Annotated in this window: 28 protein-coding genes; 20 read left to right on the plus strand and 8 right to left on the minus strand. The window is 44.3% G+C overall.

What is annotated here, in order from left to right; genetic code table 11:
* Position 1 precedes the first annotated feature (1 nt).
* From NSQ38_RS10275 to NSQ38_RS10310, 8 genes are all read left to right on the plus strand, one after another.
* Positions 2–709 (plus strand): PspA/IM30 family protein, encoded by a 708-nt coding sequence (locus tag NSQ38_RS10275; RefSeq protein WP_017692315.1) that lies wholly within the window; start codon positions 2–4, stop codon positions 707–709.
* A 150-nt stretch (positions 710–859) separates the two neighbouring features.
* Positions 860–1,507 carry a cell wall-active antibiotics response protein LiaF gene (liaF, locus tag NSQ38_RS10280; protein ID WP_339788950.1) on the plus strand — a complete coding sequence of 216 codons (648 nt, stop codon included), beginning with the start codon at positions 860–862 and terminating at the stop codon, positions 1,505–1,507.
* A gap of 31 nt (positions 1,508–1,538) precedes the next feature.
* The gene (locus NSQ38_RS10285; protein WP_339788953.1) at positions 1,539–2,654 is read left to right on the plus strand and encodes a sensor histidine kinase; all 1,116 of its coding nucleotides are present in this window, start codon (positions 1,539–1,541) and stop codon (positions 2,652–2,654) included.
* Positions 2,596–3,264, plus strand: a complete 669-nt coding sequence (locus tag NSQ38_RS10290; protein WP_091020933.1) for a response regulator transcription factor — start codon at positions 2,596–2,598, stop codon at positions 3,262–3,264. The genes NSQ38_RS10285 and NSQ38_RS10290 overlap by 59 nt, the downstream gene beginning before the upstream one ends.
* 447 nt (positions 3,265–3,711) lie before the next feature.
* Positions 3,712–4,461 (plus strand): YwmB family TATA-box binding protein, encoded by a 750-nt coding sequence (locus NSQ38_RS10295; RefSeq protein WP_339788956.1) that lies wholly within the window; start codon positions 3,712–3,714, stop codon positions 4,459–4,461.
* Between the two features lie 214 nt (positions 4,462–4,675).
* On the plus strand, positions 4,676–6,226 hold the full coding sequence (gene zwf / locus NSQ38_RS10300; RefSeq protein ID WP_339788959.1) for a glucose-6-phosphate dehydrogenase: 1,551 nt from the start codon (positions 4,676–4,678) through the stop codon (positions 6,224–6,226).
* A 358-nt stretch (positions 6,227–6,584) separates the two neighbouring features.
* The gene (locus NSQ38_RS10305; RefSeq protein WP_053783291.1) at positions 6,585–6,983 is read left to right on the plus strand and encodes a DoxX family protein; all 399 of its coding nucleotides are present in this window, start codon (positions 6,585–6,587) and stop codon (positions 6,981–6,983) included.
* A 353-nt stretch (positions 6,984–7,336) separates the two neighbouring features.
* Complete coding sequence (locus NSQ38_RS10310) at positions 7,337–8,920, plus strand: peptide chain release factor 3 (RefSeq protein WP_339788962.1); 1,584 nt, start codon at positions 7,337–7,339, stop codon at positions 8,918–8,920.
* A gap of 231 nt (positions 8,921–9,151) precedes the next feature.
* Here NSQ38_RS10310 and sspI read toward each other — a convergent pair whose 3' ends face one another.
* Positions 9,152–9,385: a small acid-soluble spore protein SspI gene (gene sspI, locus NSQ38_RS10315; protein WP_036673259.1), complete on the minus strand. Its 234-nt coding sequence runs from the start codon at positions 9,383–9,385 to the stop codon at positions 9,152–9,154.
* A gap of 128 nt (positions 9,386–9,513) precedes the next feature.
* Here sspI and NSQ38_RS10320 point away from each other — a divergent pair, with 128 nt between their 5' ends.
* From NSQ38_RS10320 to NSQ38_RS10355, 8 genes are all read left to right on the plus strand, one after another.
* Entirely contained in the window at positions 9,514–10,215 is a 702-nt protein-coding gene (locus tag NSQ38_RS10320; protein WP_076211287.1) for a TrkA family potassium uptake protein, read from the plus strand.
* 26 nt (positions 10,216–10,241) lie between these two features.
* Positions 10,242–11,033 carry an RNA methyltransferase gene (locus NSQ38_RS10325; protein WP_339788965.1) on the plus strand — a complete coding sequence of 264 codons (792 nt, stop codon included), beginning with the start codon at positions 10,242–10,244 and terminating at the stop codon, positions 11,031–11,033.
* Positions 11,034–11,253: 220 nt separating this feature from the next.
* The gene (locus NSQ38_RS10330) at positions 11,254–11,757 is read left to right on the plus strand and encodes an SMI1/KNR4 family protein (RefSeq protein ID WP_339788968.1); all 504 of its coding nucleotides are present in this window, start codon (positions 11,254–11,256) and stop codon (positions 11,755–11,757) included.
* 311 nt (positions 11,758–12,068) lie between these two features.
* The gene (locus NSQ38_RS10335; protein ID WP_339788971.1) at positions 12,069–12,827 is read left to right on the plus strand and encodes an SDR family NAD(P)-dependent oxidoreductase; all 759 of its coding nucleotides are present in this window, start codon (positions 12,069–12,071) and stop codon (positions 12,825–12,827) included.
* A 60-nt stretch (positions 12,828–12,887) separates the two neighbouring features.
* On the plus strand, positions 12,888–13,973 hold the full coding sequence (locus tag NSQ38_RS10340; RefSeq protein ID WP_339788974.1) for an alkene reductase: 1,086 nt from the start codon (positions 12,888–12,890) through the stop codon (positions 13,971–13,973).
* A gap of 177 nt (positions 13,974–14,150) precedes the next feature.
* Positions 14,151–15,149, plus strand: a complete 999-nt coding sequence (locus NSQ38_RS10345; protein ID WP_339790468.1) for an NADP-dependent oxidoreductase — start codon at positions 14,151–14,153, stop codon at positions 15,147–15,149.
* A 61-nt stretch (positions 15,150–15,210) separates the two neighbouring features.
* Positions 15,211–15,789: a TetR/AcrR family transcriptional regulator gene (locus tag NSQ38_RS10350; RefSeq protein WP_339788976.1), complete on the plus strand. Its 579-nt coding sequence runs from the start codon at positions 15,211–15,213 to the stop codon at positions 15,787–15,789.
* An 87-nt stretch (positions 15,790–15,876) separates the two neighbouring features.
* Complete coding sequence (locus tag NSQ38_RS10355) at positions 15,877–16,659, plus strand: SDR family oxidoreductase (RefSeq protein WP_339788979.1); 783 nt, start codon at positions 15,877–15,879, stop codon at positions 16,657–16,659.
* Positions 16,660–16,714: 55 nt separating this feature from the next.
* Here the strand turns inward: NSQ38_RS10355 and NSQ38_RS10360 are convergent, their stop codons facing one another.
* The 5 genes from NSQ38_RS10360 to NSQ38_RS10380 form a co-directional block, all read right to left on the minus strand.
* The gene (locus NSQ38_RS10360; RefSeq protein ID WP_339788982.1) at positions 16,715–17,278 is read right to left on the minus strand and encodes a methyltransferase domain-containing protein; all 564 of its coding nucleotides are present in this window, start codon (positions 17,276–17,278) and stop codon (positions 16,715–16,717) included.
* A 34-nt stretch (positions 17,279–17,312) separates the two neighbouring features.
* Positions 17,313–18,356, minus strand: coding sequence for a HAMP domain-containing sensor histidine kinase (locus tag NSQ38_RS10365; protein WP_339790470.1), 1,044 nt, complete (start codon positions 18,354–18,356; stop codon positions 17,313–17,315).
* Positions 18,357–18,405: 49 nt separating this feature from the next.
* Positions 18,406–19,086 carry a response regulator transcription factor gene (locus tag NSQ38_RS10370; RefSeq protein WP_133387419.1) on the minus strand — a complete coding sequence of 227 codons (681 nt, stop codon included), beginning with the start codon at positions 19,084–19,086 and terminating at the stop codon, positions 18,406–18,408.
* A gap of 89 nt (positions 19,087–19,175) precedes the next feature.
* Complete coding sequence (locus NSQ38_RS10375) at positions 19,176–19,742, minus strand: methyltransferase domain-containing protein (RefSeq protein WP_339788985.1); 567 nt, start codon at positions 19,740–19,742, stop codon at positions 19,176–19,178.
* Positions 19,743–19,787: 45 nt separating this feature from the next.
* Complete coding sequence (locus NSQ38_RS10380) at positions 19,788–20,291, minus strand: DedA family protein (protein WP_339788988.1); 504 nt, start codon at positions 20,289–20,291, stop codon at positions 19,788–19,790.
* An 852-nt stretch (positions 20,292–21,143) separates the two neighbouring features.
* On the opposite strand from NSQ38_RS10380, the gene NSQ38_RS10385 reads away from it, so the two are divergent.
* On the plus strand, positions 21,144–21,731 hold the full coding sequence (locus NSQ38_RS10385; RefSeq protein ID WP_339788991.1) for a sigma-70 family RNA polymerase sigma factor: 588 nt from the start codon (positions 21,144–21,146) through the stop codon (positions 21,729–21,731).
* Positions 21,718–22,467 (plus strand): DUF3600 domain-containing protein, encoded by a 750-nt coding sequence (locus NSQ38_RS10390; protein ID WP_339788993.1) that lies wholly within the window; start codon positions 21,718–21,720, stop codon positions 22,465–22,467. Before NSQ38_RS10385 ends, NSQ38_RS10390 begins: the two co-directional genes overlap by 14 nt.
* 74 nt (positions 22,468–22,541) lie before the next feature.
* Here the strand turns inward: NSQ38_RS10390 and NSQ38_RS10395 are convergent, their stop codons facing one another.
* Positions 22,542–23,417, minus strand: a complete 876-nt coding sequence (locus NSQ38_RS10395) for an AraC family transcriptional regulator (RefSeq protein WP_339788995.1) — start codon at positions 23,415–23,417, stop codon at positions 22,542–22,544.
* 108 nt (positions 23,418–23,525) lie between these two features.
* Between NSQ38_RS10395 and NSQ38_RS10400 the strand changes: the two genes are divergently transcribed.
* Both NSQ38_RS10400 and NSQ38_RS10405 read left to right on the plus strand, forming a co-directional pair.
* The gene (locus NSQ38_RS10400; RefSeq protein ID WP_339788998.1) at positions 23,526–24,683 is read left to right on the plus strand and encodes a Gfo/Idh/MocA family oxidoreductase; all 1,158 of its coding nucleotides are present in this window, start codon (positions 23,526–23,528) and stop codon (positions 24,681–24,683) included.
* Between the two features lie 157 nt (positions 24,684–24,840).
* Positions 24,841–25,038: a hypothetical protein gene (locus NSQ38_RS10405; protein WP_339789001.1), complete on the plus strand. Its 198-nt coding sequence runs from the start codon at positions 24,841–24,843 to the stop codon at positions 25,036–25,038.
* 381 nt (positions 25,039–25,419) lie between these two features.
* Here NSQ38_RS10405 and NSQ38_RS10410 read toward each other — a convergent pair whose 3' ends face one another.
* Positions 25,420–25,740 carry a helix-turn-helix domain-containing protein gene (locus NSQ38_RS10410; protein WP_036605715.1) on the minus strand — a complete coding sequence of 107 codons (321 nt, stop codon included), beginning with the start codon at positions 25,738–25,740 and terminating at the stop codon, positions 25,420–25,422.
* Between the last annotated feature and the right edge of the window lie 230 nt (positions 25,741–25,970).

Below are 25,970 nucleotides of genomic sequence, written 5' to 3' on the forward strand. Positions count from 1 at the left end.
AATGGGAGTATTTAAACGGATTAAGGATATGACGAAAGCATCGGTAAATGATATGTTGGATAAAGTAGAGGATCCGATTGTAATGTTGAACCAGTACTTGCGTGATATGGAGGCTGAGATTCATGAGGCAGAGGTAACTGTTGCCAAACAAATGGCAAATGAGCGTCGCATGAAACAACGTTTGGATGAAGCGGAGCGTACTTCGGTACAACGTGAGTCCCAAGCAGAAGCTGCTCTGTCTAACGGTCAGGAAGAAGTGGCACGCAAATTGTTGGAAGAGAAAATCTACTTTGATCAAAAAATTACAGAGTACAGCGAACTGCACGCACAGTCCGAAGCACAAGCTAAAGATCTGTTGCAACAGTTGCATGATATGAAAGATGAGTTCTACAAAATGCGTAACAAACGTAATGAACTTGTATCCCGTGCACAAATGGCAAAAGCTAAAAAACAAATGTCTTCCATCAACAGCTTGCATTCGATCGAAAGTGGCGGCGCATCACTTGGATTCCACCGCATGGAAGAGAAAATCATGCAGCTGGAAGCTGAAGCTGACGTAGCTCGTGCACCTTATCGCAACACATCATCCACGTACACGAATCCTGTAGATGTGGAAAAACAGTTCAAAGTGGATCAGCAATTACAAGCCCTCAAAAATAAAATGGGCAATGGTTCCAAGAATGAAGCGAACGGAACTTCAAAAGAATAACTGTTCGCTTAGTGGACAATATGATATTCTATAAATCGTGTATAATGTACGGTTGGTAGAACAAAAGTTAAGCCATACAGGACTTCATTGCCTGGTATGGCTTTTCCGTTGAATAAAGAGAGATTAACTTACAGAGGAGGTGCGGCGGGGATGAATCAAAAGAATAAATGGCTTGCAGTTGTCATTATGATTATTGGCACAATGATGTTATTGAATGACAATATTAACTTGCTGACCGCTGCCGCACTCATTCTGTTAACGGTTGGAATGCTTCAAGTCCGCAATGGGGATACCCGCAAAGGTCATCGGTATCTTGGCATTGGTGCGGCACTGTTATTGCTGGATAATTTAATGATTGTATTTTTGATTGTACTTGCGTCTTTAGCTTACTTTTATTCAAAAAACAAAAAGATTCATCTGGACGAAGGCGTTATGAAGAAACAGAATTTCATGGCTCGTTACTACTGGGATCAATCATCCTGGACGTTACGTAGTATGAGTCTGTGGCATGCCATAGGTGAGGTTAACGCCGATCTATCTCTTTCGATTCCGGAGGAGAAACAAACGATTGTGCTGCTGCAAGGAGTTATGGGTAATGTTCGCCTTACGCTACCAGAAGATTATGGTGTGGAGATTGAAGCATCGGTTCTTTTCGGCCGGATTAATCTTCTTGGAGAACAAGATAGCGGCATGATGAACAAATTAGTATGGAGAACACCTGGATATGAATCCAGTGAACATAAAGCAAAATTTGTCATTTCTTATATTGTTGGCGACCTAAACATCAGTAATCCGTAGTAAAATAGATGAAGAGAAGGAGGAGACCCCGATGAAGACAAAACGACATACCGACATGGTAACCCGAAGTATGGGTGAAGGGATCCTCCTGGTTTTCATTGTGCTCGCTGTTATTTTGTATGTATTGTATACATATGGTTATCTTGCTCCGTTTACGGGTTGGCGTCATCTGATTCAATCGGGTCTGGCCTTATTGCTGCTTCTGATTGGAATCGGTGCGGTCTTTGGGTTCTATCAGAGTTACCGGGTTAAACGCCGGCTCGAACTGCTGCGGGAAACACTTCTACTGTGGGAGAAGGGCTCTCTATCACGCACTGTACCTGATCTGGGCGATGATGATGTGGGCCGTTTAAGTGAGCAACTCGGACGAATCGGCAAAAAGTGGGAAGATCAGATATCTTCGCTCCAGCGATTGTCTACTCATAATGCACAGCTTGCTGAACAAGCCAGAATTACGGCTATTGTGGAAGAGCGGCAACGTTTGGCAAGGGAACTGCATGATGCGGTATCACAGCAATTGTTCGCGATATCCATGACAGCAACAGCCGTTGGACGGAAGATGGAGAAGGATTTTGAACGTGCTCAGCGGCAGGTGGCTTTGATTGAGGAGATGGCTTCGGTAGCCCAGTCCGAGATGCGTGCGTTACTGTTACATCTGCGGCCAGTCTATCTGGAGGGTAAACATCTCGAACAAGGTCTGCGTGATCTGGTGATGGAACTGAAAACAAAAGTACCCATGGACATTGTGCTCGAAATGGACGAAGACATTGATCTGATCAAAGGCATCGAGAATCATCTGTTCCGGATTGTTCAGGAGGCTATGTCCAATACGTTACGACATGCAAAAGCGGAAAAAATGGAGATACGGATCCAGCGCCGTACTGATGCGATCCGGGTATTGATTCGTGATGATGGGCAAGGCTTCGATCTGGATGAGAATAAACAAGCTTCCTACGGTCTGGCTAACATGCGTGAACGTGTTACGGAGATTGGCGGGGCCATACAATTTGTAACAGCGCCTGGTAAGGGAACGCGGATTGAGATTACGATACCTTTGATGAACGATGAAAGCGAGGAAGAACATGTCAATGGAACCGGAAGTCGAAACGGAGACGGAAACGTCGATCAAAGTATTGCTCGTGGATGATCATGAGATGGTACGTATTGGTCTTGCAGCGGTACTGGATACCGAAGATGGAATTGAAGTTGTTGGTGAAGCAGGTAGTGGAGAGGAAGGTATTCGGCTCGCACAGGAATATAAGCCTGATGTTGTTCTGATGGACCTGGTTATGGAAGGCATGGATGGCATTGAGGCTACTCGTCAGGTACTTAAAATGTATCCGGAGTGCAAAGTCATCGTATTGACCAGTTACCTGGATGATGAAAAAATGTATCCTGTCATTGAAGCAGGCGCATTCAGTTATCTGTTGAAAACATCAAGAGCCAATGAAGTGGCAGATGCGATTCGCGCAGCCGCTCGCGGGCAATCCGTTCTGGAGTCACAGGTCGCTTCGAAAATGATGAATCGATTTCGGCAGCCACAGGCAGCAGCTCCTTTGCATGATGAATTGACAGACCGTGAAATGGATGTGCTCCGGTTGCTGGCTAAAGGCAAATCGAATCAGGACATCGCTGATGATCTGATCATTGGTATCAAGACGGTCAAATTCCATGTTACAAACCTACTGGCAAAATTGGGCGTAGACGACCGTACACAGGCCGCGATCTATGCTTATAAAAACGGACTTGCAGAGTAAGCAGGATCATATGCAATATCATAATCAAGCCAAAGAACCGTGCATTAATGTGCGGAAGTTATAGATAAGAGATGATTTATATATAAGTGCGTGTTCAAAAAGGTCGGTTTTCAGTACGAAGAAGATGGAATAAAGCTAGAAATGGAGTAGCGGAGCGTAGATCAAGCTACGTGAGCAACCGCAATGTTTCCAAAGGAAACATTCTTCGTAAGCCTCTACTTATTTCGGCTGAATTCCATATTCGATGTTGATGCCGCCGCTAGGCACCCTTCGTAATCAAAAGCGGACTTTTTGAACAACCTCTATAAGTATGAATGGAAAGCTCTGATCTGCCATGCATGTGGCGGGTGGGGCTTTTTTGCTGTGTGCAGAAGAAGTATAGCAAATATGCGAAAGGGGCATGCTGTTGATAGATTCATAGAATGCAAGAATGAACGGGGGATTCAAATGGTAAATCGTTGGATGACAGCAGGTATTTTGGCAATAGCAATCATTATTCTTATCGGTGTGACACAGGTATATGCAGAGAAGAACGAACCCAAAGCAGCCCAACTGGAACAGCTAATCTATACAGCTGACAGCGTGATTGATAATGTTGATCGTCTGGTGATTAAATGGCAAGGAGAAGGCCGGGGAGATGCTGAGGCACAAGCAGCATTACTGGCCAGTCACTTGGGTCTGGAACAACCAGTACGGGTACGCCAGACGGGCCATGATGTGTACCGCAGTGAGATGGCTGTTAATGAGGCTACTGGAGAAGCAGGTCTTTTGGTCAATGTCGTCGAGACAGGAGATAACGGCTACTACGCCATCGTACAAATTTCAGGGGATGCACACACGGATCGGAAGACTTTAATGACAGTTCATGAACAGGTGGATCAACTGCTTGTAGACTCAGGGATGAAGGCAAGCTGGAATATGTCTGTGCAAGGTACAGCAGTAACTGCTACTGAACATGATGCGAGTCAGCAACTGGAACTGATCGAAGAACAGCTGTCCACAAAGGTGGATAACACCTCCGTTGAACGTTATACAGACGCAGGCACTGCAAGTATCTCTTATGAAGCTGCTGAGCTGCCCCTGTCGATCAAGAGTGGCTCGCATATGTTGAATATGCAACTCGCAGTTCACCAGGTTGGTGAACAAGGGAACAATCGAATCACCGTAGGTTTCCCGGTGATTACGATTGAATATTAAGGATGAATTTTTTATGAACTTGGAGCGGCTAGTGAGAATCTTTATCAGAAAAAAGAGTTTGAAATAGTGCATCCATTCAGTTGATATGCTAAAATGGCATCACATCCAAGAAGGAACTTGCTGGTAATTGATAGTTGTATGTCGTGCATATATAACACCATTACATAGCTCGGGGAGAGCGTGAAGGTTATCTTCCCGGAAGAAAGAGGAGCCCATGGTCGAAAAACAATCGCAAGATGAAGTACAGACACCAGGCGCAGTATTTTTCATTTTTGGAGCAACGGGTGATTTGGCCCGCCGGAAGCTGTTTCCGGCCATCTACAGTCTTTACCGTGAAGGCAAGCTTGCCGAAGACTTTGCGGTTATTGGCGTAGCACGTCGTCCGAGGTCCCCAGAAGAATTCCGGGAAGACATCTATGAATCCATTAAAGAGTTCTGCCGTTATCCAGCGGGGGAACCTGATGAGTGGAACGCTTTTGTCGATCATTTTGAATACAAAGCACTGGATATCAATAATGTGGAAGGATTCAAAGAGCTGCGTGCGCAGACGGAGCATCTAGAATCGAAGTTTAACACGCCGGGTAATCGGCTGTTCTATCTGGCATTGGCACCTGAGCTGTTTGGCAGTGTCTCGTACAGTTTGCGGGACGGCGGTATGTTGGAAAGTCAGGGGTGGAACCGTTTGGTGATCGAAAAACCATTTGGTTATGATCTGCAATCGGCCGAACATCTGAATGAGCAGATTCGTGAGGTATTCCGTGAAGAGGAAATCTATCGGATTGATCATTATCTGGGCAAGGAAATGGTGCAAAATATCGAAGTGATCCGCTTCGGAAATGCTTTTTTTGAACCGCTGTGGAATAACAAACATATTGCCAACGTTCAGATTACGCTGGGCGAGACGGTAGGTGTGGAAGAACGTGGCGGTTATTATGATCACTCTGGCGCACTGCGTGATATGGGGCAAAACCATATGCTTCAGATGCTGACGATGATTGCGATGGAACCGCCGAGTCGCCTGTTCCCGGAGGACATTCGGGATGAGAAGGTGAAGGTATTGCGCTCATTGCGAGCCTTTACTTCGGATGAGGAAGTGAGCAACAACGTTGTGCGGGGACAGTATTCCGAAGGGGAGTACCGTGGCAAGCAGCTTCCGGGGTATCGCCAGGAAGACAAGGTTGATCCGCAGTCGAATACGGAAACTTATTTTGCAGCACGTGTATTCGTGGATAATTTCCGCTGGGCGGGTGTTCCATTCTACATTCGGACAGGCAAGCGTCTTCCGGTGAAAACGACTGAGATCGTAGTTGAGTTCAAGTCGATGCCAAACAACGTGTACCTTGGGAAAAAATATAAGCTCGAACCGAACTTGCTGGTCATTCGGGTGAATCCGATGGAAGGCATATATATCAAAATTAATGCCAAGAAACCAGGCTCGGATTCCGAGATTCAGCCGCTCGCGATGGATTTCTGTCAGAGCTGCATGATTGGAATCAACTCGCCTGAAGCGTATGAACGCCTGCTGCACGATGCAGCAGAAGGGGATTCTACGTACTTTACCCGTTGGGATGAAGTGGCAACAGCCTGGTCCTTTGTGGATCGGATCGCAGCAGCCTGGGGGCAGAATCAAGGAGAGCTTCATACGTACCCTGCTGGAACTTGGGGACCAGAAGCGACAGATAAGCTGCTGGAGCAGGACGGATTCCACTGGTGGCCGGTGAATGGTCAGGACGAGGACAGCGTGATCTGGCAAGTGAACGGTTAGGTTAAGGGAATTAACAACATAAACAACATGACTGAGCCTGGAGACTTCGCAATTTTGCGGTGTCCCCAGGCTTTTTAGCGGGTAAAAGGGAGGTATCCATCATAAGGAAATAAGTAATTTAAATTAAGTTGTTGACAAAAAGTAAGTATGTAACTTATACTCAACACATGAGTTAAAGAGTTACGCAAATGACAAACTTCATCCGGGCAAACGTTGCGGATAAGTTATCATTCATGAGATAAAATGTAAACCAGTTGAAGGGGTTTGCGTCACAGAGAATCATGAAGAAAAAATGTGCATAATATCTTTAATCTAAGAATACTATTTTGTATATATTGAATGGAGGAAAAAGAAAATGATGTTGGATGTAGGGTTGTTGTTGATTCGTTTGGTGATTGGATTGTCGTTCATGGCGCACGGGGCTCAAAAGCTGTTTGGTTGGTTCGGAGGTTACGGAATCAAGGGTACAGGCGGCTGGTTTGAGTCGATGGGCATGAAACCCGGTGCATTGGTAGCGTTACTGGCTGGACTCGCGGAATTTGGTGGCGGATTGCTGCTGGCTCTGGGTCTGCTCACACCGGTAGGTGGCATTCTGATTGCATTGACGATGGTCATTGCGATTGTGAAAGTCCATGGAGCGAACGGATACTGGTCCACACAGAACGGATTTGAATATAATCTCGCGATTCTGGTGGTTGGTGTAGCGCTGGCCCTGACCGGTGGCGGACAATACGCGCTGGATGCATTGATTTTCTAAACCCGATAACTAAAAATGAATGAGGAGTGCCTGGATGCCATGAAAATGGCTGAAGGGTGCTTTTTTTTTGCAAATGAAAGAGAAGAATCTGCGGTAGTAATCGGTTATTTTCGGTACAGATTATGGTACAATAGGAGAGTTGGGTTAAGAAGCAGTTCACGGTATGGATGAAAGCACAGATTTGAGGAGGATGAACTCCATTGTAAATGTGTAAAATTAATCTAGTGTATGAATACCTCGTATGCAAAATGACCAGTGTACAATCAACCGGCTTTGCCGGATTGCATAAAGATTGAATGATGGACCGGCGATGCCGGATTAACGTGAATGAACGGACGAAAGGGATTAAACCTATGAGCAAAGCTGCAAATGATATTCTTCAACAGGAAGTGGACAAACGCCGGACGTTTGCCATTATCTCTCACCCGGATGCGGGTAAAACCACATTAACCGAGAAACTGTTGCTGTTCGGGGGCGCGATTCGCCTTGCGGGAACGGTAAAAGCTCGGAAAGCCAGCAAACACGCAACAAGTGACTGGATGGAAATTGAGAAACAACGGGGGATCTCGGTTACCTCTTCCGTAATGCAATTTGATTACCTGAACCATCGCGTTAACATTCTGGATACACCGGGTCACCAGGATTTCAGTGAAGATACGTATCGTACACTGACGGCTGCCGACAGCGCGGTGATGTTGATTGACGTGGCAAAAGGTGTCGAGGCACAAACGATCAAGTTGTTCCAGGTATGTGCGAAGCGTGGGATTCCAATCTTTACGTTTATCAACAAACTCGACCGTGAGGGTAAAAGCCCATTTGATCTAATGGAAGAACTTGAAAATGTACTGGGTATTCGTTCAGTTCCGATGAACTGGCCTATTGGTACAGGTCGCGAGCTATGCGGTGTATATGATCGGATGAAAAATCAGGTGGAGTTGTTCCAAGGGGACGATCACTCGACAATTAAAGTTCAGAAAGTAAACGGTTATACAGATCCAATTATCCGTGAGATGGCAGGAGAATATCTGCATGATCAGTTAATTCAGGATCTGGAGCTTTTGGACGTTGCGGGAGATCCGTTTGATATGGAGAAGGTTCAACGCGGCGAATTGACCCCTATTTTCTTCGGTAGTGCGATTAACAATTTCGGCGTGCAGACCTTCTTGGAGAATTTCCTGGAACTGGCACCGAAGCCTGAACCACGCCGCAGTACGGCAGGAGAGATTCAGCCAACGAATGAGAAATTCAGCGGTTATGTATTCAAGATTCAAGCGAACATGAACCCGGCACACCGGGATCGTATTGCGTTCCTGCGTATTGTATCAGGCAAGTTCCAACGTGGAATGAGTGTGAAGCATACTCGTGTGGGTAAAGAGATCAAGTTGTCACAGCCACAGCAATTCCTGGCACAAGATCGGGATATTGTGGAAGAGGCGTATGCCGGCGATATTATCGGTTTGTTCGATCCGGGTATCTTCCGGATTGGCGATTCACTGAGCCAAGGCAGCGAGGTTATCTTTGAGGAGTTGCCAACGTTCTCGCCAGAGATTTTCGCCAAAGTTACCGTGAAAAATGCGTTGAAACATAAACAGTACCAAAAAGGAATTGATCAGTTGACGGAGGAAGGAACCATTCAGGTGTTCCAGACGGCAAGTTTCGACGAGACAATCCTCGGCGTAATTGGTCAACTACAGTTTGAGGTATTTGAATACCGGATGAAAGGCGAGTATGGGGTAGACGTGCAATTGCAGCGCATGCCTTATCAGTTCGCTCGCTGGATCGTGGACGAGAATCTGGACCCAAGCAAATTCCGTATTAACTCTGCGCTTGTAAAAGATAAAAAAGGGAATTATGTGGTGCTCTTCGAAAATGAGTACGCAATGAGAACGTCTATGGATAAAAATCCTACAGCCAAGTTCCTGGAGACTGCGCCTTAAGTAAGGCTGACGTATTCCGTGGGAATCATTGAAGGGTTAGTTGGACTTCACAAGCTAATGCGATGAGACAGTGCATTGTTAAAAAAATAAGATCCCTCCGCCAATTGGCGGAGGGATCTATTGCTATACACCTTACTTAGAGGCGGGGTATGATCCAGCCGAATAAGGGAAAGCTTTCTTTTGCAGACAGAACAAACGGTTTGATGGTTACCTTACCCTTCAATGCTTCGATTAGCGAAGCGGTTGAACGGGAATGGTGTGCAGATGCTCCTGCGCGATTTGAATGAGTTCTTCCTGCTTGGCAGGTTCTGTGTTCTTCCAGATCATCTCGAAAATGGCGCCAAGTCCAGGTAATGCAGCTTCCGGTCCATCTACTGAACCTTCAATCATCTCCCGGAGCTGATCATCACTCTTGTCATGAACTTTATGAACAATCGCTTCACGCAGGCTTAATGTAATGGGCATCGCAATTCCCTCCTCGTATATTCGGCTGCTCTAATACTGTTCCCTGGGAAGCGCGAGCGCATTCAAGTTTATCGGGCTTTGTGGTATACTACGAAGGATTATTTACGTTAGCATGGGTATCCGTAATGATGCGTCATGCTGAAGTGCAGCGGGAGGTTAAGACCCTAATGGCCAAGAAACAGTATGCCGTAATTGGCATGGGACGGTTCGGATCAAGTGTTGCCAATGCACTGAGTGGCATGGGATTCGACGTGCTGGCAATTGATGCAGACGAGCAGCGGACTCAGGAAATGTCCAATGTGGTGACCCATGCGGTATCGGCAGATTCAACAGATGAAGAAGCGCTGCGAGCGCTGGGCATACGGAATTTCGACGTTGTCGTTGTGGCAATTGGTGAAGATATACAGGCGAGCATTCTGACAACCTTGATATTGAAAGATATGGGTGTACCAGTGCTGATCGTAAAAGCTCAAAATGAGCTTCATGGTAAGGTGCTGCAGAAGATTGGGGCAGACAAGGTGATCTATCCTGAGCGGGATATGGGACTACGTGTAGCCCATCATCTGACCTCGCCGAATATACTCGATTATATTGAGTTGTCTGAGGATTACAGCATTCTGGAGATGAGAGCTTCCGAGCAAATGATCGGCAAAAATCTGATGGAATTAAACATCCGGGCACGTTTCGGGTGTAACGTGATGGCGATTCGCAGTGGGAATTCGATGAACATCTCGCCGTACGCGGAGGACCGGATCGAAGCTGGAGATGTGCTGATCATTGTGGGTCACAAGGATCATTTGACGAAAATGGAGCTTGCGTATCCGAAGTGATGGATGCAGATGGGAAGGATGGAAAGATGGATATTGTATCACCGCAAAATACACGGGTAAAAGAATGGGCACAGTTGCTGGAGAAAAAGCATCGTACCCGTCAACATAAATATATCATTGAGGGCATTCATCTGGTACAGGAAGCGTTGCGCGCAGGAGCAGATCTGGAGTGCATTGTGTACGATGGAGAGCAAGGCGTACCTAGCGAACTCGCCGGGCTTGAGAACCCGCTACAGCGTGTGGAGTGGGTCAGTGTATCTCCTGCGGTTATCGCCAAATGTACGGATACGATGACACCACAGCCTGTATTCGCAATTGTGCGTAAAGGCAGTGAGCCACTGGAAAGCCTAATGACCGGAGCTCGTGGGCTTGTTGTGGTGCTGGACGGAGTGCAAGACCCGGGTAATGTGGGGACGATCATCCGTAGTGCGGACGCAGCTGGAGCAGCGGGGGTTGTACTTGGCGCTGGCTGTGCTGATGTATATAACCCGAAGACGATTCGCTCGACGATGGGGTCATTGTTTCATCTGCCCATTGTGGAGGGCCAGTTGGAATCCTTGCTTCCCGAAGCGAAGGCCGCGGGCGTGAAGCTGGTAAGTACTTCTTTGCAGGCAGAGCATTCATGTTATAGTTATGATTTTACGCAGTCGGTATGGCTTGTTATTGGTAACGAAGGCAAAGGCATCTCGGATGCTACGGCACGTTTGGTGGATGATGCGATTACGATCCCGATGCAAGGACAGGTAGAGTCGCTTAACGCCGCAATGGCGGCAACGATTCTGTTATTTGAGGCGATGAGACAGCGGATATTTAACTAACTAATAATTCCTGTCCAATTTAAAATTAACTGTCCCTAACTAAAATTAACTTTCCCCCAACCACCAAAGGCTGGAACCTGGTTGCCGCTTTTCTCGGGCCATGTTTCCAGTCTTTTTGTCTTTCTCTTTGAAGCACCACAGCAGGGATTTTCCATTCAAATCCCGAATAGGTGATATAGTTTCTATCTCTTAAGCTGATGGGCAGGTGTATAAATTGGAAATGAATAATGGAAAAGGAAACACTCTCTTTAGGGAATTTATGACTTGGGCTGAGGAAAAGGGCTGGGACATAATGAGTAAATCCGGTTCGCAGCTACATTTAAACAGCGGCATTACTTCAAGATATAAAGGACTTCCAGATGAATATTTAGAATTTCTAAATGTAGTTGAAAAATGCGTTGCACCGGATGAGCAAACCTGGTTTATTTGTGAGGCTGAGTTCAACAATAGCACGGAGACCGCATTCCAATGGAATGAATTTGAAATGCTTAGTTTGGAGGCAGCAGAGGGTGATTCTATTTGGCAGTCAGAGATAACGGCCTGGTGGGATTATCACTTACCGATCGTAATGTCTGTGGAGGATGGATATTCCTTCTATGCCATTGACTTAACAACCGACAGTGGAGCTATTGTCCGTGGATGTGAGCCTGAATTTGAAGAGGTTGAAAAGGTATCCGATTCGTTTGGAGAATTTCTGGCATGGATGATGTCGAATTCAGATTAGCATAGCTAGGAAAGGTTGATGGTTATACTTGTGGCCAGCGGCCTGACATTAGATTATTCAATGAAAGAACTTATGAAACGATATAGGAATTCTCAATTTATGATATAAAAATGGTTTATATAGCGTGTTTTTATTCTCATTTAAGTATGTTCCAAGCATATTTTTTATATATAAAATAATTCTTTACTGTTCGTTCTAGAAATGATATGCTAACAGCAAGTTAGATCTAACTGTTTTTTTTACACATTAAAGAATGATCGTTCTAAAAACCGGAATTACACTAATCTAAAGAATATGAGGGAGAGAATATAATGAAATACACAGTGATTACAGGAGCAAGTTCAGGAATTGGATATGAAACAGCATTGGCATTTGCAGCACGGGGTAAAAACTTGATCTTGGTAGCTAGAAGATTGGATAAGTTGGAAGACCTTAAATCGACTATTCAGGGTATCGACCCTAAAGTAAATGTTGTCGTTCACACAAGCGACCTGTCTGTTACCGCAGAGGCGTACACGCTATATAACGATTTGAAGGAACATGAAATTGAGACTTGGATCAATAATGCAGGGCTTGGAGAAGGCTCGTTCATTGCTGAACAGAATTTGGATAAAGTGGAGACCATGTTGCGTGTTAACATCGAATCTTTGACCATTCTATCTACACTGTATGTGCGAGATTATGCGAATGTGGAAGGCACTCAATTGATTAACGTCTCATCCGCACTAGGATATGCCATTGCTGTAGGCAGTGTAGCTTATTCTGCATCGAAATACTACGTTAGTGCCTTCACAGAAGGTCTTGCCAAAGAACTGGAACTGAAAGGTGCAAAACTAAAAGCGAAGATCCTGGCACCAGCGATCACGGAAACAGAATTTGTACAAAAATCAATAGATGCTGAAGGATTTGATTACAAAGCGAATATGCCCAAATACCATACAGCTAAAGAAATGGCAGGCTTCATGATCGATCTGTATGATCACAATGAAGTGGTCGTAGGAATTGTAGACCAGAACTATGAGTTCCAACTGACAGGTGCAATCTACCTGGTGATTTCAGAATTGAATTAATACAGCAGAATCCATAGGATACATTTACAAAATCCCAAATAAGAAGAGGAGTACAATCCATTGGAAAAGATATGGAGTAAAACAAAGATTGGCAACATGGAATTGCCTCATCGACTAGCGATGGCACCTATGACACGCAGTCGAGCACAAGAAGATGGTACACCTGGAGAGTTGGCGGCACTTTATTATGCTCAGCGTGCAACGATGGGACTTCTGATTACGGAAGGAACACAACCATCTGATGATGGACAGGGATACTTGTGGTCACCTGGCATCTACACCGATAAGCATATTGAAGGATGGAAAAAGGTAACGGATGCGGTGCATGAAGCTGGCGGATATGTATATATCCAATTAATGCATGCGGGTCGCATGTCACATCCAGATAATACCCCGCATCATCGTCAACCGGTTACTCCATCTGCAATCGCACCGGGTGTAGAAATGTTTACGGCTACAGGGATGCAGAATATCCCCGTTCCCCGGGAATTGAGTCAGGAAAATATTCAAACGACCATTGCCGATTTCCGAAAAGCAGCTGCCGCAGCGATCGAAGCAGGGGCGGATGGCGTCGAAATTCATGGAGCCAATGGATACTTGATCAATCAATTTTTGGGTGAAAATTCGAATACACGCACAGATGAGTATGGCGGATCTATAGAAAATCGTGCTCGCTTTGCGATTGAAGTAACCAAAGCCATCGTGGAGGAAATAGGGGCAGAACGAACAGGCTTCCGTATCTCACCAGGGACACCGCTGGGTGGAATTCAAGATGGCGAACAAGGTCCTGATCTGTATCGCTACCTTGTAAAAGAATTAGCTCAATTGGATTTGGCTTACCTTCATGTTATGCATCTTAGAGATGAGAACCTACTCCAAGACATTCGTTCGATCTGGCAAAATCCATTGCTGGTCAATCGGGCTGGAAGAACGTTGGATGATCTCAGTGTCGATTTAGATCGTGGTCTCGCTGATGTGGTACCTGTAGGTGTATGGTCCTTAGCTAATCCAGATTTGGTGGAACGACTTCAACAAAGTACGCCACTGAATGAAGCAGATCCGACAACATTCTTTGGATTGGGAAGTAAGGGCTACACGGATTATCCTACGTTGGAAGAATTAAAGTCACAACAGGGGCTACACTAGCACAAAGTATGGAACATGGCGTACAACTGAACACTGCGCGCCATGTTCCTAACATAAGTTGAACTAATCATTTTACACGATAACAGCGATTGGAAGGTTGTTCTGTCATCGTAGTGTCAGTGAAAATAATCTTGAGTTCAACTTTTATAGTCTACAAGCAAAGGAAGAGGATAAATGATGAGAGCAGCTCAAATACAGAAATACTCCAAAAAAATCCAAGTGGAAATCAATAATATTGAGACACCTCAGATTCAGAGCCATGAGGTCCTTGTCAGAGTAAAAGCTGCGGGTGTAAATCCGCTGGATATTTTGAATATGAATGGTAGTGTTCGGATGATTGCCGACTATAAGTTACCTCTAACCTTAGGGAATGAATTATCTGGTGTCATCGAAGCCGTTGGTGATGATGTTTTGAAATTTAAAGTGGGTGATAAGGTTTATACCAGGTTGCCACTGAATAAAATTGGTGCTTTTGCTGAATACGCCGCTGTGCATGAGGATGCCTTATCCATAATGCCTGAAAATCTGTCTTTTATCGAAGCTGCTGCGGTACCCCTTACTGCCTTGACCGCGTATCAAGCATTGCATGATGTACTCCGAGCTGAACCGAATAAAAAGTTATTTATTCCTGGCGGAACCGGTGGATTCGGTGCGATGGCCATCCCGATTGCCAAGTCCATGGGGCTAACGGTGATTACAAGTGGCAGTGAAAGGGGCAGAGCGCGTACTCTATCGATTGGAGCAGATCAATTCATTAATTATAAGACGGAGCATTATGCTGACATCCTGTCCGATATCGATTATGTCATTGACACTTTGGGTGCGGACGAGATCAAAGCTGAACTGAGCATTTTGAAACCACAGGGCAAATTAGTTTCTTTGAAGGCGGGACCCAATTATCGCTTTGCAGTGGACAGTCAATTCCCGTTGTGGAAAAAAGCATTGTTTGGTCTCGTAGGTGCACGCCTGGATTCTTTAGCGCGTAAGAATCAAAATGAATATCGTTTTTTATTTGTGCATTCCAGTGGGATTCAATTGCAAGAAATCACAGCTCTTGTAGAAAAAGAAGACATTAAACCTTCGATCGATTCTACGTATACGTTTGATGACATTGAAAAGGCATTGATTAAAGTATCCACGGGTCACTCCCAGGGCAAAGTCATTGTTACCTTTTAAAGGCTCGTTAAGATGATGCTCATGCTATTCAATGTTCGTTTTTTGAACAGGAGGGAAGCCAATGGCGAGAAGCAAAGAGTTCGAAGAGTCTGTTGTACTGGATAAAGCGATGAGACTTTTTTGGGAACAAGGCTATGAGAAGACGTCTATGACGGATCTGGTTAATCATATGGGAATTCATCGTAAAAGTTTGTATGACACATTTGGTGACAAACACACCTTATTTCTAAAGTCAGTAGATCTGTATGATCACAAAATCAGCTCCGCTCTTGCAGCAGGCGTAAAACGTTCTAAAACGGCAACTGAAGCACTTCAGTTTATATTTCTTTCTTTAATTCATGGAGAGGGACCTCCAGCATCAGGCTGCTTTATTGTTAATTCGACGGTAGAATTGGCGGCACGCGATGACGACATGAACCACCGGTCGACGGAGATGTTTGCAAATACGGAGAAACTAATCAAGGACATTATTGTGTGGGGACAGCAAGAAGGTGAATTCACAACGGAGTACAACGCCGAGGTATTGGCGGAATATCTGCATAACGTTAGCATTGGGTTAAGGGGGATGTCCAAGACCTCGATGACCAAGGAAAAACTGCTTCGTATAGCGATGCTATCCATGGATCTCATACGAAGGTAGTCTATTTTTTCACATTAAAAGAATGTTCGTTCTAATATGGGTGTTCCAGATGAAATATATTTATAGAAAAGAGAGGCAGGTAACGATATGAGAAAGACAGTTCTAATCACAGGGGTATCGGGTGGGATCGGTAAAGAGTTAGCGGATCGGTTTGCCAAAGGTGGACATCATATTGTGCTGGTAGCACGAAGTGAGGGTAAAATACAGGATCTAGCTCAGGAGTATCAGAAAAAGTATGGCATTCAGGCGACGGTTATTGCCAAAGATGTAGCAGCACCTGGGGTACCACAGGAGATTTATAATGAGCTGAAGGAAAAGGGGATTGTTGTTGACTATCTTGTAAACAATGCAGGCTTCGGTCTGTTCGGGACGTTTATGGAAACGGATATGGAGCAAGAAGTTAATATGATTGACGTGAATATCAAAGCTTTAACCATCATGACAAAGCTATTCTTGCCGGATATGATCCAACGTGGACACGGCGGTGTGATGAATGTGGCTTCGTTGGTAGGTTTTTTCCCAGGACCGATGATGTCGGTATATTATGCAACAAAGGCATATGTGCTATCATTCACCGAGGCTTTGGAGAATGAAGTAAGTGGAACTGGCGTTACGGTAACGGCACTGTGTCCAGGCCTGACATCCACCGGGTTTGTGGATCGTTCGGGTATGGGTGTCTCGAAGATGTTGCAGGGCCCGATCATGGAAGCCGGACAGGTGGCCGAAGAAGGGTATCGAGGTTTCTTACGTGGCAAGACGTTAATTATGCCTGGTGCTCGAAACCGATTCATCGCGTTTATGCCGCGGTTGTTGCCGCGTAAGATGATGACTCGCATGATTAGATCCTCACAGGACAAGACAGGACATTAAACATATAAAGAGGATAAATCAAGTCTTCCTCAAGTCGATCGCTTCTCGTTGTTCTTCATTCTTTTCTTTTACGACAAACATACACAAAAACAGGAGGAAAGCTGAAAGGCACAAATTGAATTTTCTCCATCTCAAATAACTCAGCTAATTGTTTCTTCATATGAAGTGAGTACTGGTACAAAACTAAGGTGCCTCCAGGTCGGAGCGCTGTATGAATCTGTGACAGGATGTTTTGTCTCATTTCTCTGGAAAAATTAAAAAATGGCAGTCCGCAAATGATGCTATCCAACTGATGGATATGTTCTTGATTGATCCTTTTCAACAGATAGGATGCATTTGAATGGAACATGAATTCAGGATATGTTTTCTTCAGATTACTTCTCATTTTGGGGTCTCTTTCAAATAAAAACACGGTTGCAGATTTTGGTAAATGTGCTCTCATGAGACGTGTGACGGCACCTGTTCCTGGCCCCAGCTCAGCCATGGTTCTAACCTCATCCCATCGTACAGAATGGACGATTTTACGGGCTAGAAATTTGGAACTGGGCAGGAGACTGCCTACTCGTTTGGGGTTCCTCAGAAATCCTTGCAGGAAAAGAAGTGGTTCGGATGTTTTCATCGCGGTATCCTCCATGGTTGAATTCATTGATGGTTCACTTGATGTTGGAAGGCAAGTTTAACTCGAATGTAAATACGTTATGTGTATGTTGAAGCGTCAAGGTGCCTTGATGTAGCTCTGCAATGTTTTTAGCTATCGAAAGACCCAAACCTGACCCCGCTTGAATGCCTTCACTGCTTCTTGAATAATCCACCTTATAAAAACGATCAAACAGTTTGTCTTTTTGCTCCATTGTGAGCGGCGCACTTTTATTTTCGACTTGAATGGTAATGTGCTCATGGTGCATACTCATTCGAATGTGAATCACACCAGGTTTAAAGGAATACTTCAGGGCGTTCATGAGAAGATTATCGATAGCCCGAGCAATCTTGTCACTATCCACGCAGGCCATAATTGGGGCATTACCGATCTCTTTCTCGATATGAATACCATTCTCCTGAGCTAAAGGTTCAAATTCAAACAACAACTGGTCTAACAGCTGATATAGGTCAACCTTTTTCAAATCCAATTGGGTATCTACTGAGGTTAGACGTGTGTATTCAAATAAATCATCAAGTAACTTCTTCAAATGCGTTGCTTTGTTATAGGTGTTTTGAATGAAGCGGTCATACTCTACTTTGTCTTGAAATGATTCTGTTCTAAGAAGCTCAATATACCCGATGATGCTGGTAAGCGGTGTGCGCAGGTCATGAGAGATCCCCGTAATCATGTCCATCTTGGATTTCTCCAGCTCGCGCTCTTTGATGATCTGCAGCTGCAACTGTTCAGTCATGTGATTGATGTTGGAAGCAACGCGTCCAAGTTCATCTTGTCGATTGACAGGCACCCGATAGTCCAGATTGCCTTCTGAGATGAATTGAAGCCCTTGCTCTAAAGTAATGAGATCTCTCACAATTTTTCGTGTAGAAAACAAAAAAATTAACGTGAAAATTACGATAAAAATTGGTGTTAGGACATAAGGAAAGATGTAGAGAAGTGAAGGCCAATTAAATTTTTCACTAATTTTTGCGGCACCTATGATCAACATATTATTTACACCCACAGAACCAACAAACGAAATCAATAAACTGATCAACATTCGATATAGGATGTTAATCTGTATCTTTTTTTTAAACTGTGGTAATCGTTTAATCAATTTTATAACCCACTCCCCATACCGTTTTAATATACTGAGGTTCCCGTGGATTCACTTCCAGCTTTTCTCGCAGGTTACGAATATGAACCATCACCGTATTATCGGAATACCCGTAAGGTTCTTTCCATACGGTTTCGTAAATCTTCTCCGAGCTAAATACTTGTCCAGGATGGCTGGCAAGCAACACCAGAATGGAAAACTCTAGTGGTGTAAGCGAAATGTCATTCTCTTTGAGCTTCACGGAATGTTTACTTGTATCGATGACAAGGTCCTTGATCAAAATAAGTGAATTGGATTCTGGTTTTCCAATCAGTGTTTGACGTCGTAACTGAGCTTTAACGCGAGCCAGCAATTCTAGCGGATTAAACGGTTTGACCATGTAATCGTCAGCCCCGGTAGTCAGGCCAGTGATTTTATCAATGTCTTCTTCCTTGGCGGATAGCATTATAATCGGAGTGGATGATACTTCTCTTATTTTGAAGCAGGCTTTGATTCCGTCCATGATGGGCATCATGACATCCAGTATTACGAGTTGGACCGATGTTGTTTTGATAATATTTAGCGCTTCCTCACCATTGGCTGCTTCAATGACCTGATATCCTTCGTTACGTAAATAGACATGAATGACATCACGGATATCGGGTTCATCATCAACCACGAGAACGGTATTCACAATTCAACACTCCTTTTATGACCTGTTTTAAATTAATTTATATTTCTTATAAAGAGGATAATATCAGTGTAAACGATAGCCTAAGATGTTTAAATTGTTTCCTTTTTGCGACAGACATAAACGAACGCAGGTGGGATATTCAAAGTCACTAATTCTATTTTTTCGATGATAAAGTGCTCCGATAATGTTTTTTTCATTTGAAGTGAATATTGAAAGGCGATGAATAACCCTCCAGGTTTGAGTGCCTTATAGATCTGGTCTACCAACGTATTTCTTAATTCAGGCTCAAAGTTGAAGAAAGGCAATCCGCTAAAAATGTAATCCAGTTGCTGAACGCCCTCTTGATTCATGGATTCCACTAATCGAGCGGCGTCTGGATAACAGGAGAACTCCGGGTATGCCGTCTTAAGAGTATTCCTCATCGTTTCGTTCATCTCAAACAACAACACCTTCGTTGAACCCTGCACCTCTTGTTGAATATAACGAGTGACAGCACCTGTACCCGATCCGAGCTCGGCGACTGCTTTTGCCTCCAGCCAAGAGGCTTGCTTCACCATTTTGTTGGCGAGAAACCGGGAACTGGGTATGATGCTACCGACATGTTTAGGGCTTTGAAGAAAGCTTTTCAGAAATAAAATGGGTTCATTGGAATTCATGTTTGTGGTTCCTCCGTATATGTGATGGTCTGTTATCAAAACCAGTTAGAGATGTAATAATTGCAGCGTAGAAAGAATGGGACCACCGAAGTAAATTCCCGCTGTAAAATACGTTATGGTCCATAACAAAGCACTGGAATAGGAGATGAGAGCAAATTTTCTATACTGCACGCCGCTCAGCCCAATGACCAAAGGGAGAACATATCGCACGATTGGAATGAACAAACCGATGCACATCGCCCAATTGCCACTCTTATTCAGAATCAGTTCAGCCTTAACGAAGTGTTTATGATGTTGAAATCTGTGTTTTATCTTGGGGCCAAATAACTTCCCTGCAAAATAAGCAAAGGTAATGGCCGTTAATAGTCCTGATAAAATACAGAAGTATGTGATCCATGAATTGATAACTCCTGTGTGACTCAGAATGGCACCGCTGATAATCGTGATTTCATTTGGAATTGGAATCCCGAAAGGCCCCAATGAGAAGGCAAAATAAAAAATCAGATATCCATACTGATGAAGTAGCTCTAAGATCGTATTACTGATCATTGTTTTGCCTCCTCTCTTGTTGATATAGCAATCTTAATGAAAAAAACTAAGGAATTAATGAGCATAAATCTGAAGAAAATCTAAAGAATACATAAGCAAAGCCACACAACTACCTTAAAGAGAAAAAAGCCTTGCCAACGTACTGGCAAGACTTGAATAGGTGGACATACTCAGGAGCGGTGATCAAGTGATATGAATTTCTGAATATCAAATAAAGCTTGTCTCGAAAAGGAACTTATAAGTGAGCTCGAGTTGATTATCTATATCTTTATCTGCAAGGAAGAGGATGAGCATCAAAGAAGAGCCGAGACGTCATAATGACGACTCAGCTCTTTTTTATGTCCGATAAGCAAGGATTTTTTGAAATCAGATTATTGTAGGAAATAGAACCAGTTGAATTTTATACCAGCAACAAAAAACAAAACAATCCATCCCCATAGAAACAGTAAACGTAAAGGTCGTGGAATCAGGAGATATTCCGAGTACAATTTGCTGAAAAGTTTCATTACAGTAGTGACCACCCCTGCTAAGTTACTCCCTTATATCCGCTTTCGAAAGAAAAAGAGACAACCAAGATCCCAATAAGTCTGTATACCGTGGCGTAGGCCTCGAGGTTGCTTCTGGCGATTACCGATCCGATGATCGAAATAAGATAATAGCAAAAGACCAAAGGTGATCTTATAACTCAGATGCAGAACCTCCAATTATATCAAAATTAGGTATATTATATCATGATAAACACAAGAGGACCTTTTTGTATCAGATTCAGCCATACCTACTCATTCAATAAATAAATCGAACGAAATAATGCTGTCATGCCAATATATAGTGTAAGGAGGAGGGGGATGGATAATGAGTGAGCATGATGAGTACATAGAACTTGTAACGTTAATACGGGCTGGGCGTGAAGAAGCATATGGAGAATTATATGAGAAAACAGTGACGGGGGTATATCAAACTGTGCGATTTCTCATCAAGGACAAGTCTGACGCGGAGGATGTAGTACAGGAGATTTACATTCAGGCGTATCGATCATTAGCGCGATATGATGCGGAGCGTGCTTTTCGTCCCTGGTTAATGGGTGTGACGATGCGGCAGGTCCAGAGTTATCGACGCAAAAGATTGATGCAGTTTCGGTTTGGCAAGCGGATCGAAAAATCTGACGTGGGACTAGAATATGATTTTTCCACTGATCTGGTCAACAAACTGGCGAATCGGCCTCTGCTGGAACTGGTCCGCCGTTTGCCGTACAAGCTGCAGCAGGTGGTCACCCTTCATTATTTAAATGAATACACGCAAGAGGAGATTGCTGACATATTAGAGATTCCGCTTGGAACCGTAAAATCGCGTATACATGCGGCGCTGGCGAAGTTGAGATTGAAAGAGAAGATGAATCCGAGATTGCGGGGAAAGGTGGAGGATCTGCATGAAACTCGATGAACAGTTGCGAACAGCCTACCAGGAAGAAACCAAAGACTGGTCCATCTCTGCGAGTATTAAACACAAAATGATGGATAGTATTCGAAATGATTCACACATCAGGAGAAATCGAAAAAAATGGCTGGTCACTGGGCTATTGGCTGTTGTACTAATTGTTCCCACCGGAGCCTACGCAGGGTACACCTATCTCGCAGACGGAATATATGGTTCACAGGAAAATGTTGCTGCTATGGGGGGAACAGCTGAGGATTATATGAGGTTGGAAGCGAAGCTGCAGACGGCCAAGGCCTATTTCAGCGAAGAAGAATTTGTTCAATATATGGACCTGTTGAAGCAAATGGGACAAATGGCCATGAAGCATGCCGATTCTCAAGGCAATATGCATCCAGAGCAGTGGAGTACAGTGGAGCAGGAACGATATAACCTTCTTGCAGCTGAGCTGGAACCGTTTTTCGAGAAGCTGGAAGCTGTGAGTGTAGGGTCCTCCAAAAAACGGATGGACGAGGAGCAATTTTGGACGGAACAGTTGGAACAGGCAGAGAAGACATTTACCAAGGAACAATATCGTGAGTTCAAGTCTGTCTATGAACAAATGAAGAAATACAAAGTTATGGTGATGGACAAGGATGGAAGTATTCATGAGGAACGTTTGTCGGCGGAGCAGAAGGATGATTTAAACCAGCTAGAGAGACGCCTAATCCCCTATTTGAAACGGTTAGAGCTCAATTTGCGTTAATTCGGGTGAACTGTGAAAGTGGAGAAGAAGCGGAGAAGTGAATTTTTTCGCTTCTTTTTTATGTTGTGATCCAATTATCTACTCCCCTGCACCTTCAGCCGATATTGATGTGGTGTCGAGCCTGTGGTAGTACGGAATACTTTGCAAAAGTAGGAGGGGCTGGTCATACCGACACGGTGACCGATTTCGGGAACGGTGAGCGAGGACCGAGTGAGCAACACACAGGCATGACGAATGCGGGTGGCTTGAGCATAAGCAACAATTGTGGTGCCTGTCGCTTTTTTGAATACATGAGATAGATGGTAGGGGGATAGATGAAGTGTATCTGCGATATGCTCCAAACGAAAAGGCTCTTGGTAATGCTGCTCAATCCATTGCATGATGGCTTCGGCATGAGGGTGAAGAACGTTAGCACTGGACGAGAGTACATCTTGGGAGTGGTGCTGCTGCCCGTCCTGCCACAGATAGCGAAGTTGTGCGAGCAGATCCAATACAAAGAGGTGTGTATCCTCCTGTACTTCGTGGGGAAGCAGACCTGGATACGTATCTGCATATTGTTCCATTCGTTGAACGAGTGGGGATGTGGCAGCAAGTCGGATGGGCTGAATGGGGGATTGCTTTTCCAGCAGATCCTGTATGAAGTCGTGAGTAACAATAAATTGGGGCCAATGTGCCTTCAGTAGATCAAGTTCAACCATGAGTACATTTCGAATGAAAGGCTGCTGTCTGGATACCTGAATCTGGATGTGGTGCAATTGAAAAGGTCGAAAAATCATGAGCATACCGGGTTCAAGGGAGAAAACCTGACCTTCGGTTATCAACTGCCCATATCCTTCGTGAATATAGGTTATCTCCAGCTGCGAATGAGCATGGAACACTTCGCGAAACGTAGTGTTGGATGTACGACGACAGACCAGATTAAATTGTTCTCCCAGAAAGATGGACTTCATGAATGCCTCCCTTATCATGCGCAAGATAGTTTTATTTTAGCACAAGATGAACGCATAAAAGCGCTTTATTATTGTGTATTGTGAAGGGAATAAGGGAGGTATGCAACGATGTTAAAAGTGGCGATTATCGGAGCAGGTGCAATTAGTGGAGCACATATCTCAGCATATTTGGCGTTCCCTGAGCGATGTCAGATTGTTGCTGTGGTCGATATCTACGTGGAAAAAGCACAGAAGCGAATTAATGAATATGGTCTGAAAGGTGCACAAGCTATCACGGATTACACAGAGTTACTTGCCCAAAACATTGATCTGGTATCAGTCTGTACACCGCCGTATACACATGCTTCAATTGCATGTGATTTCATGCATGCAGGTGCGCATGTGTTAGTCGAAAAACCGATGGCCTCTTCCCTGGAGGAAGCGGATCTGATGTTGAGAGCAGCGCAAGAAAGTGGCAAGTTACTATCTGTAGTAGCACAGAACCGGTTTACAACACCAATGATGAAACTACAAGGTGTGCTGGACAGTAAACGGATGGGCCCCATCGTACATGTGCAGGTTGATTCGTTCTGGTGGCGGGGCCACAATTATTATGATCTGTGGTGGCGCGGGACATGGGAAAAAGAAGGCGGAGGTTGTACCCTTAATCATGCGGTTCATCATATTGATGCCATGCTCTGGATGATGGGACCTCCAGTGGAATTACAGGCCATGATGGCGAATACCGCACATGATAATGCAGAAGTTGAGGATATATCCATGGCGATGCTTCGCTTCCAGGAAGGGGCGCTTGGCATGATTACCAGTTCCGTTGTACATCACGGAGAGGAGCAGCAGTTAATTTTTCAGGGGAAAAAAGCCCGGGTATCTGCACCTTGGAAAGTGGTTGCTTCTACCGCGCGAAATAACGGATTTCCGGAACCGAATCGAGAGTTGGAACACCAGATTCAGAAGTTCGCTGACGAATTACCGGATGTTACTTATGTCGGTCACGCTGGGCAAGTTGAGAATGTGTTAAACGCTATTGAGACAGGATCACCCCTTCTGGTGGACGGAGAAAGTGGTCGAAATACGCTTGAACTGATTGTGGGTATCTATAAGTCGGCAAGCACAGGAGAAAAGGTTATTTTTCCAATAGGGGCGGAAGACGCGTTTTACACAAGAGAAGGAATTATGCAACATGCCGTACACTTTTATGAAAAGAAAACGACGGTGGAGAACTTCGAGGATTCGAGTATTACACTCGGGAGGAAGTTGGATTCGTAGTATTTTACATGAAAAAGATGCCCCTCATATGAGTGAGAATGGGCATCTTTTTGTACTAGGTCGATTACACCTACATCACCATAAAAATTTATACACTCGATTTTTCCATCCATTTAACTGAAAATCACTTCAAGATAATAATCTGCTTAGTCATGGATTGGATCAACAAAAAGAAGGAGCAGATGAAGCGCTATCACAGTTAACGGATTCACGTCATTTGAGACACTCGGAGAAGATGATGCGCTGGATTGAAGAGCATTTCGAATATGAGATGAGATTGGACCAGATGGCGGCAGATGTTCACCTGTCCACCTGTCCAAATCGTATGCTTCCTGTGTTTTTCATCAAGAGATAGATAGCAACATTACAAACTACATCACAATCCAGAGGTTGAAGCAGGACTACTTACTCCTTGAGACAACATCACTTTGGGTGGAAGAGGAGGGGCAGACGCGCCGGTTTCCAAATGGACCATATTTCATCCAGTTATTTCGCAAAACTGCTGGGACGATCCCAATTCAGTATCGACAACAATTTGAACGGTGCAGTAAGCATTATTTTGAATTATAAAAAATAGCGTTATTACGTCTCTATATACAATTAGTATTCACCGTTTGAAGTGAAAAAATCCCGAATGTGGAGTGCACTAGCCAGTTGCTAAATGCGATACTCCACCTCCGGGATTGCAACAGCGGTAACCTTCAAGCTAAATAAACCTTAAGGATTCCTCAAGTTGTTACAGCCACTTATCAGCCCAACGTTCCACGGCGCTTAGCGCCCTCCCCAGTTCCGTTCCTTTTCGTGACAACATATATTCAGTTCGAACTGGACGTTCCGTGACCACATGGCGAACCACAAGTCCTTCTTCCTCCAATTCCTTCATTCGCTCATTTAACACACGTTTGCTCAAGTCAGGGATATAAGCGTGAATCTCACTGAAGCGTTTGGGTTCCTCCATCAACGCATGGATAATGAGGGCTACCCATTTTCGGCCAATGATCTGATAAGATTGTTCCACTTTTGTACATATCTGCTTGGCATTCTCATCATCGCTCATGATTGTACTCCTTTGATTTAGTATTGCTTGTAATATCATTAGTATACTTATTGTAACCTACTTGTCCACAGGCCATATGTGTAAAATGTCACATACCAATTGTTCTTAATGTTACCACATAAAGCGTTATCATCAAATAAAAACCCTATAAACACTGGAGTTCACAGGTTCGACACGATTGTTGACGAATTGTGACGACAGGTGTAATATGGGTAACGTTAATTCAAATG

This window comes from Paenibacillus sp. FSL R7-0313 (assembly GCF_037969885.1).
GTDB lineage: Bacteria > Bacillota > Bacilli > Paenibacillales > Paenibacillaceae > Paenibacillus.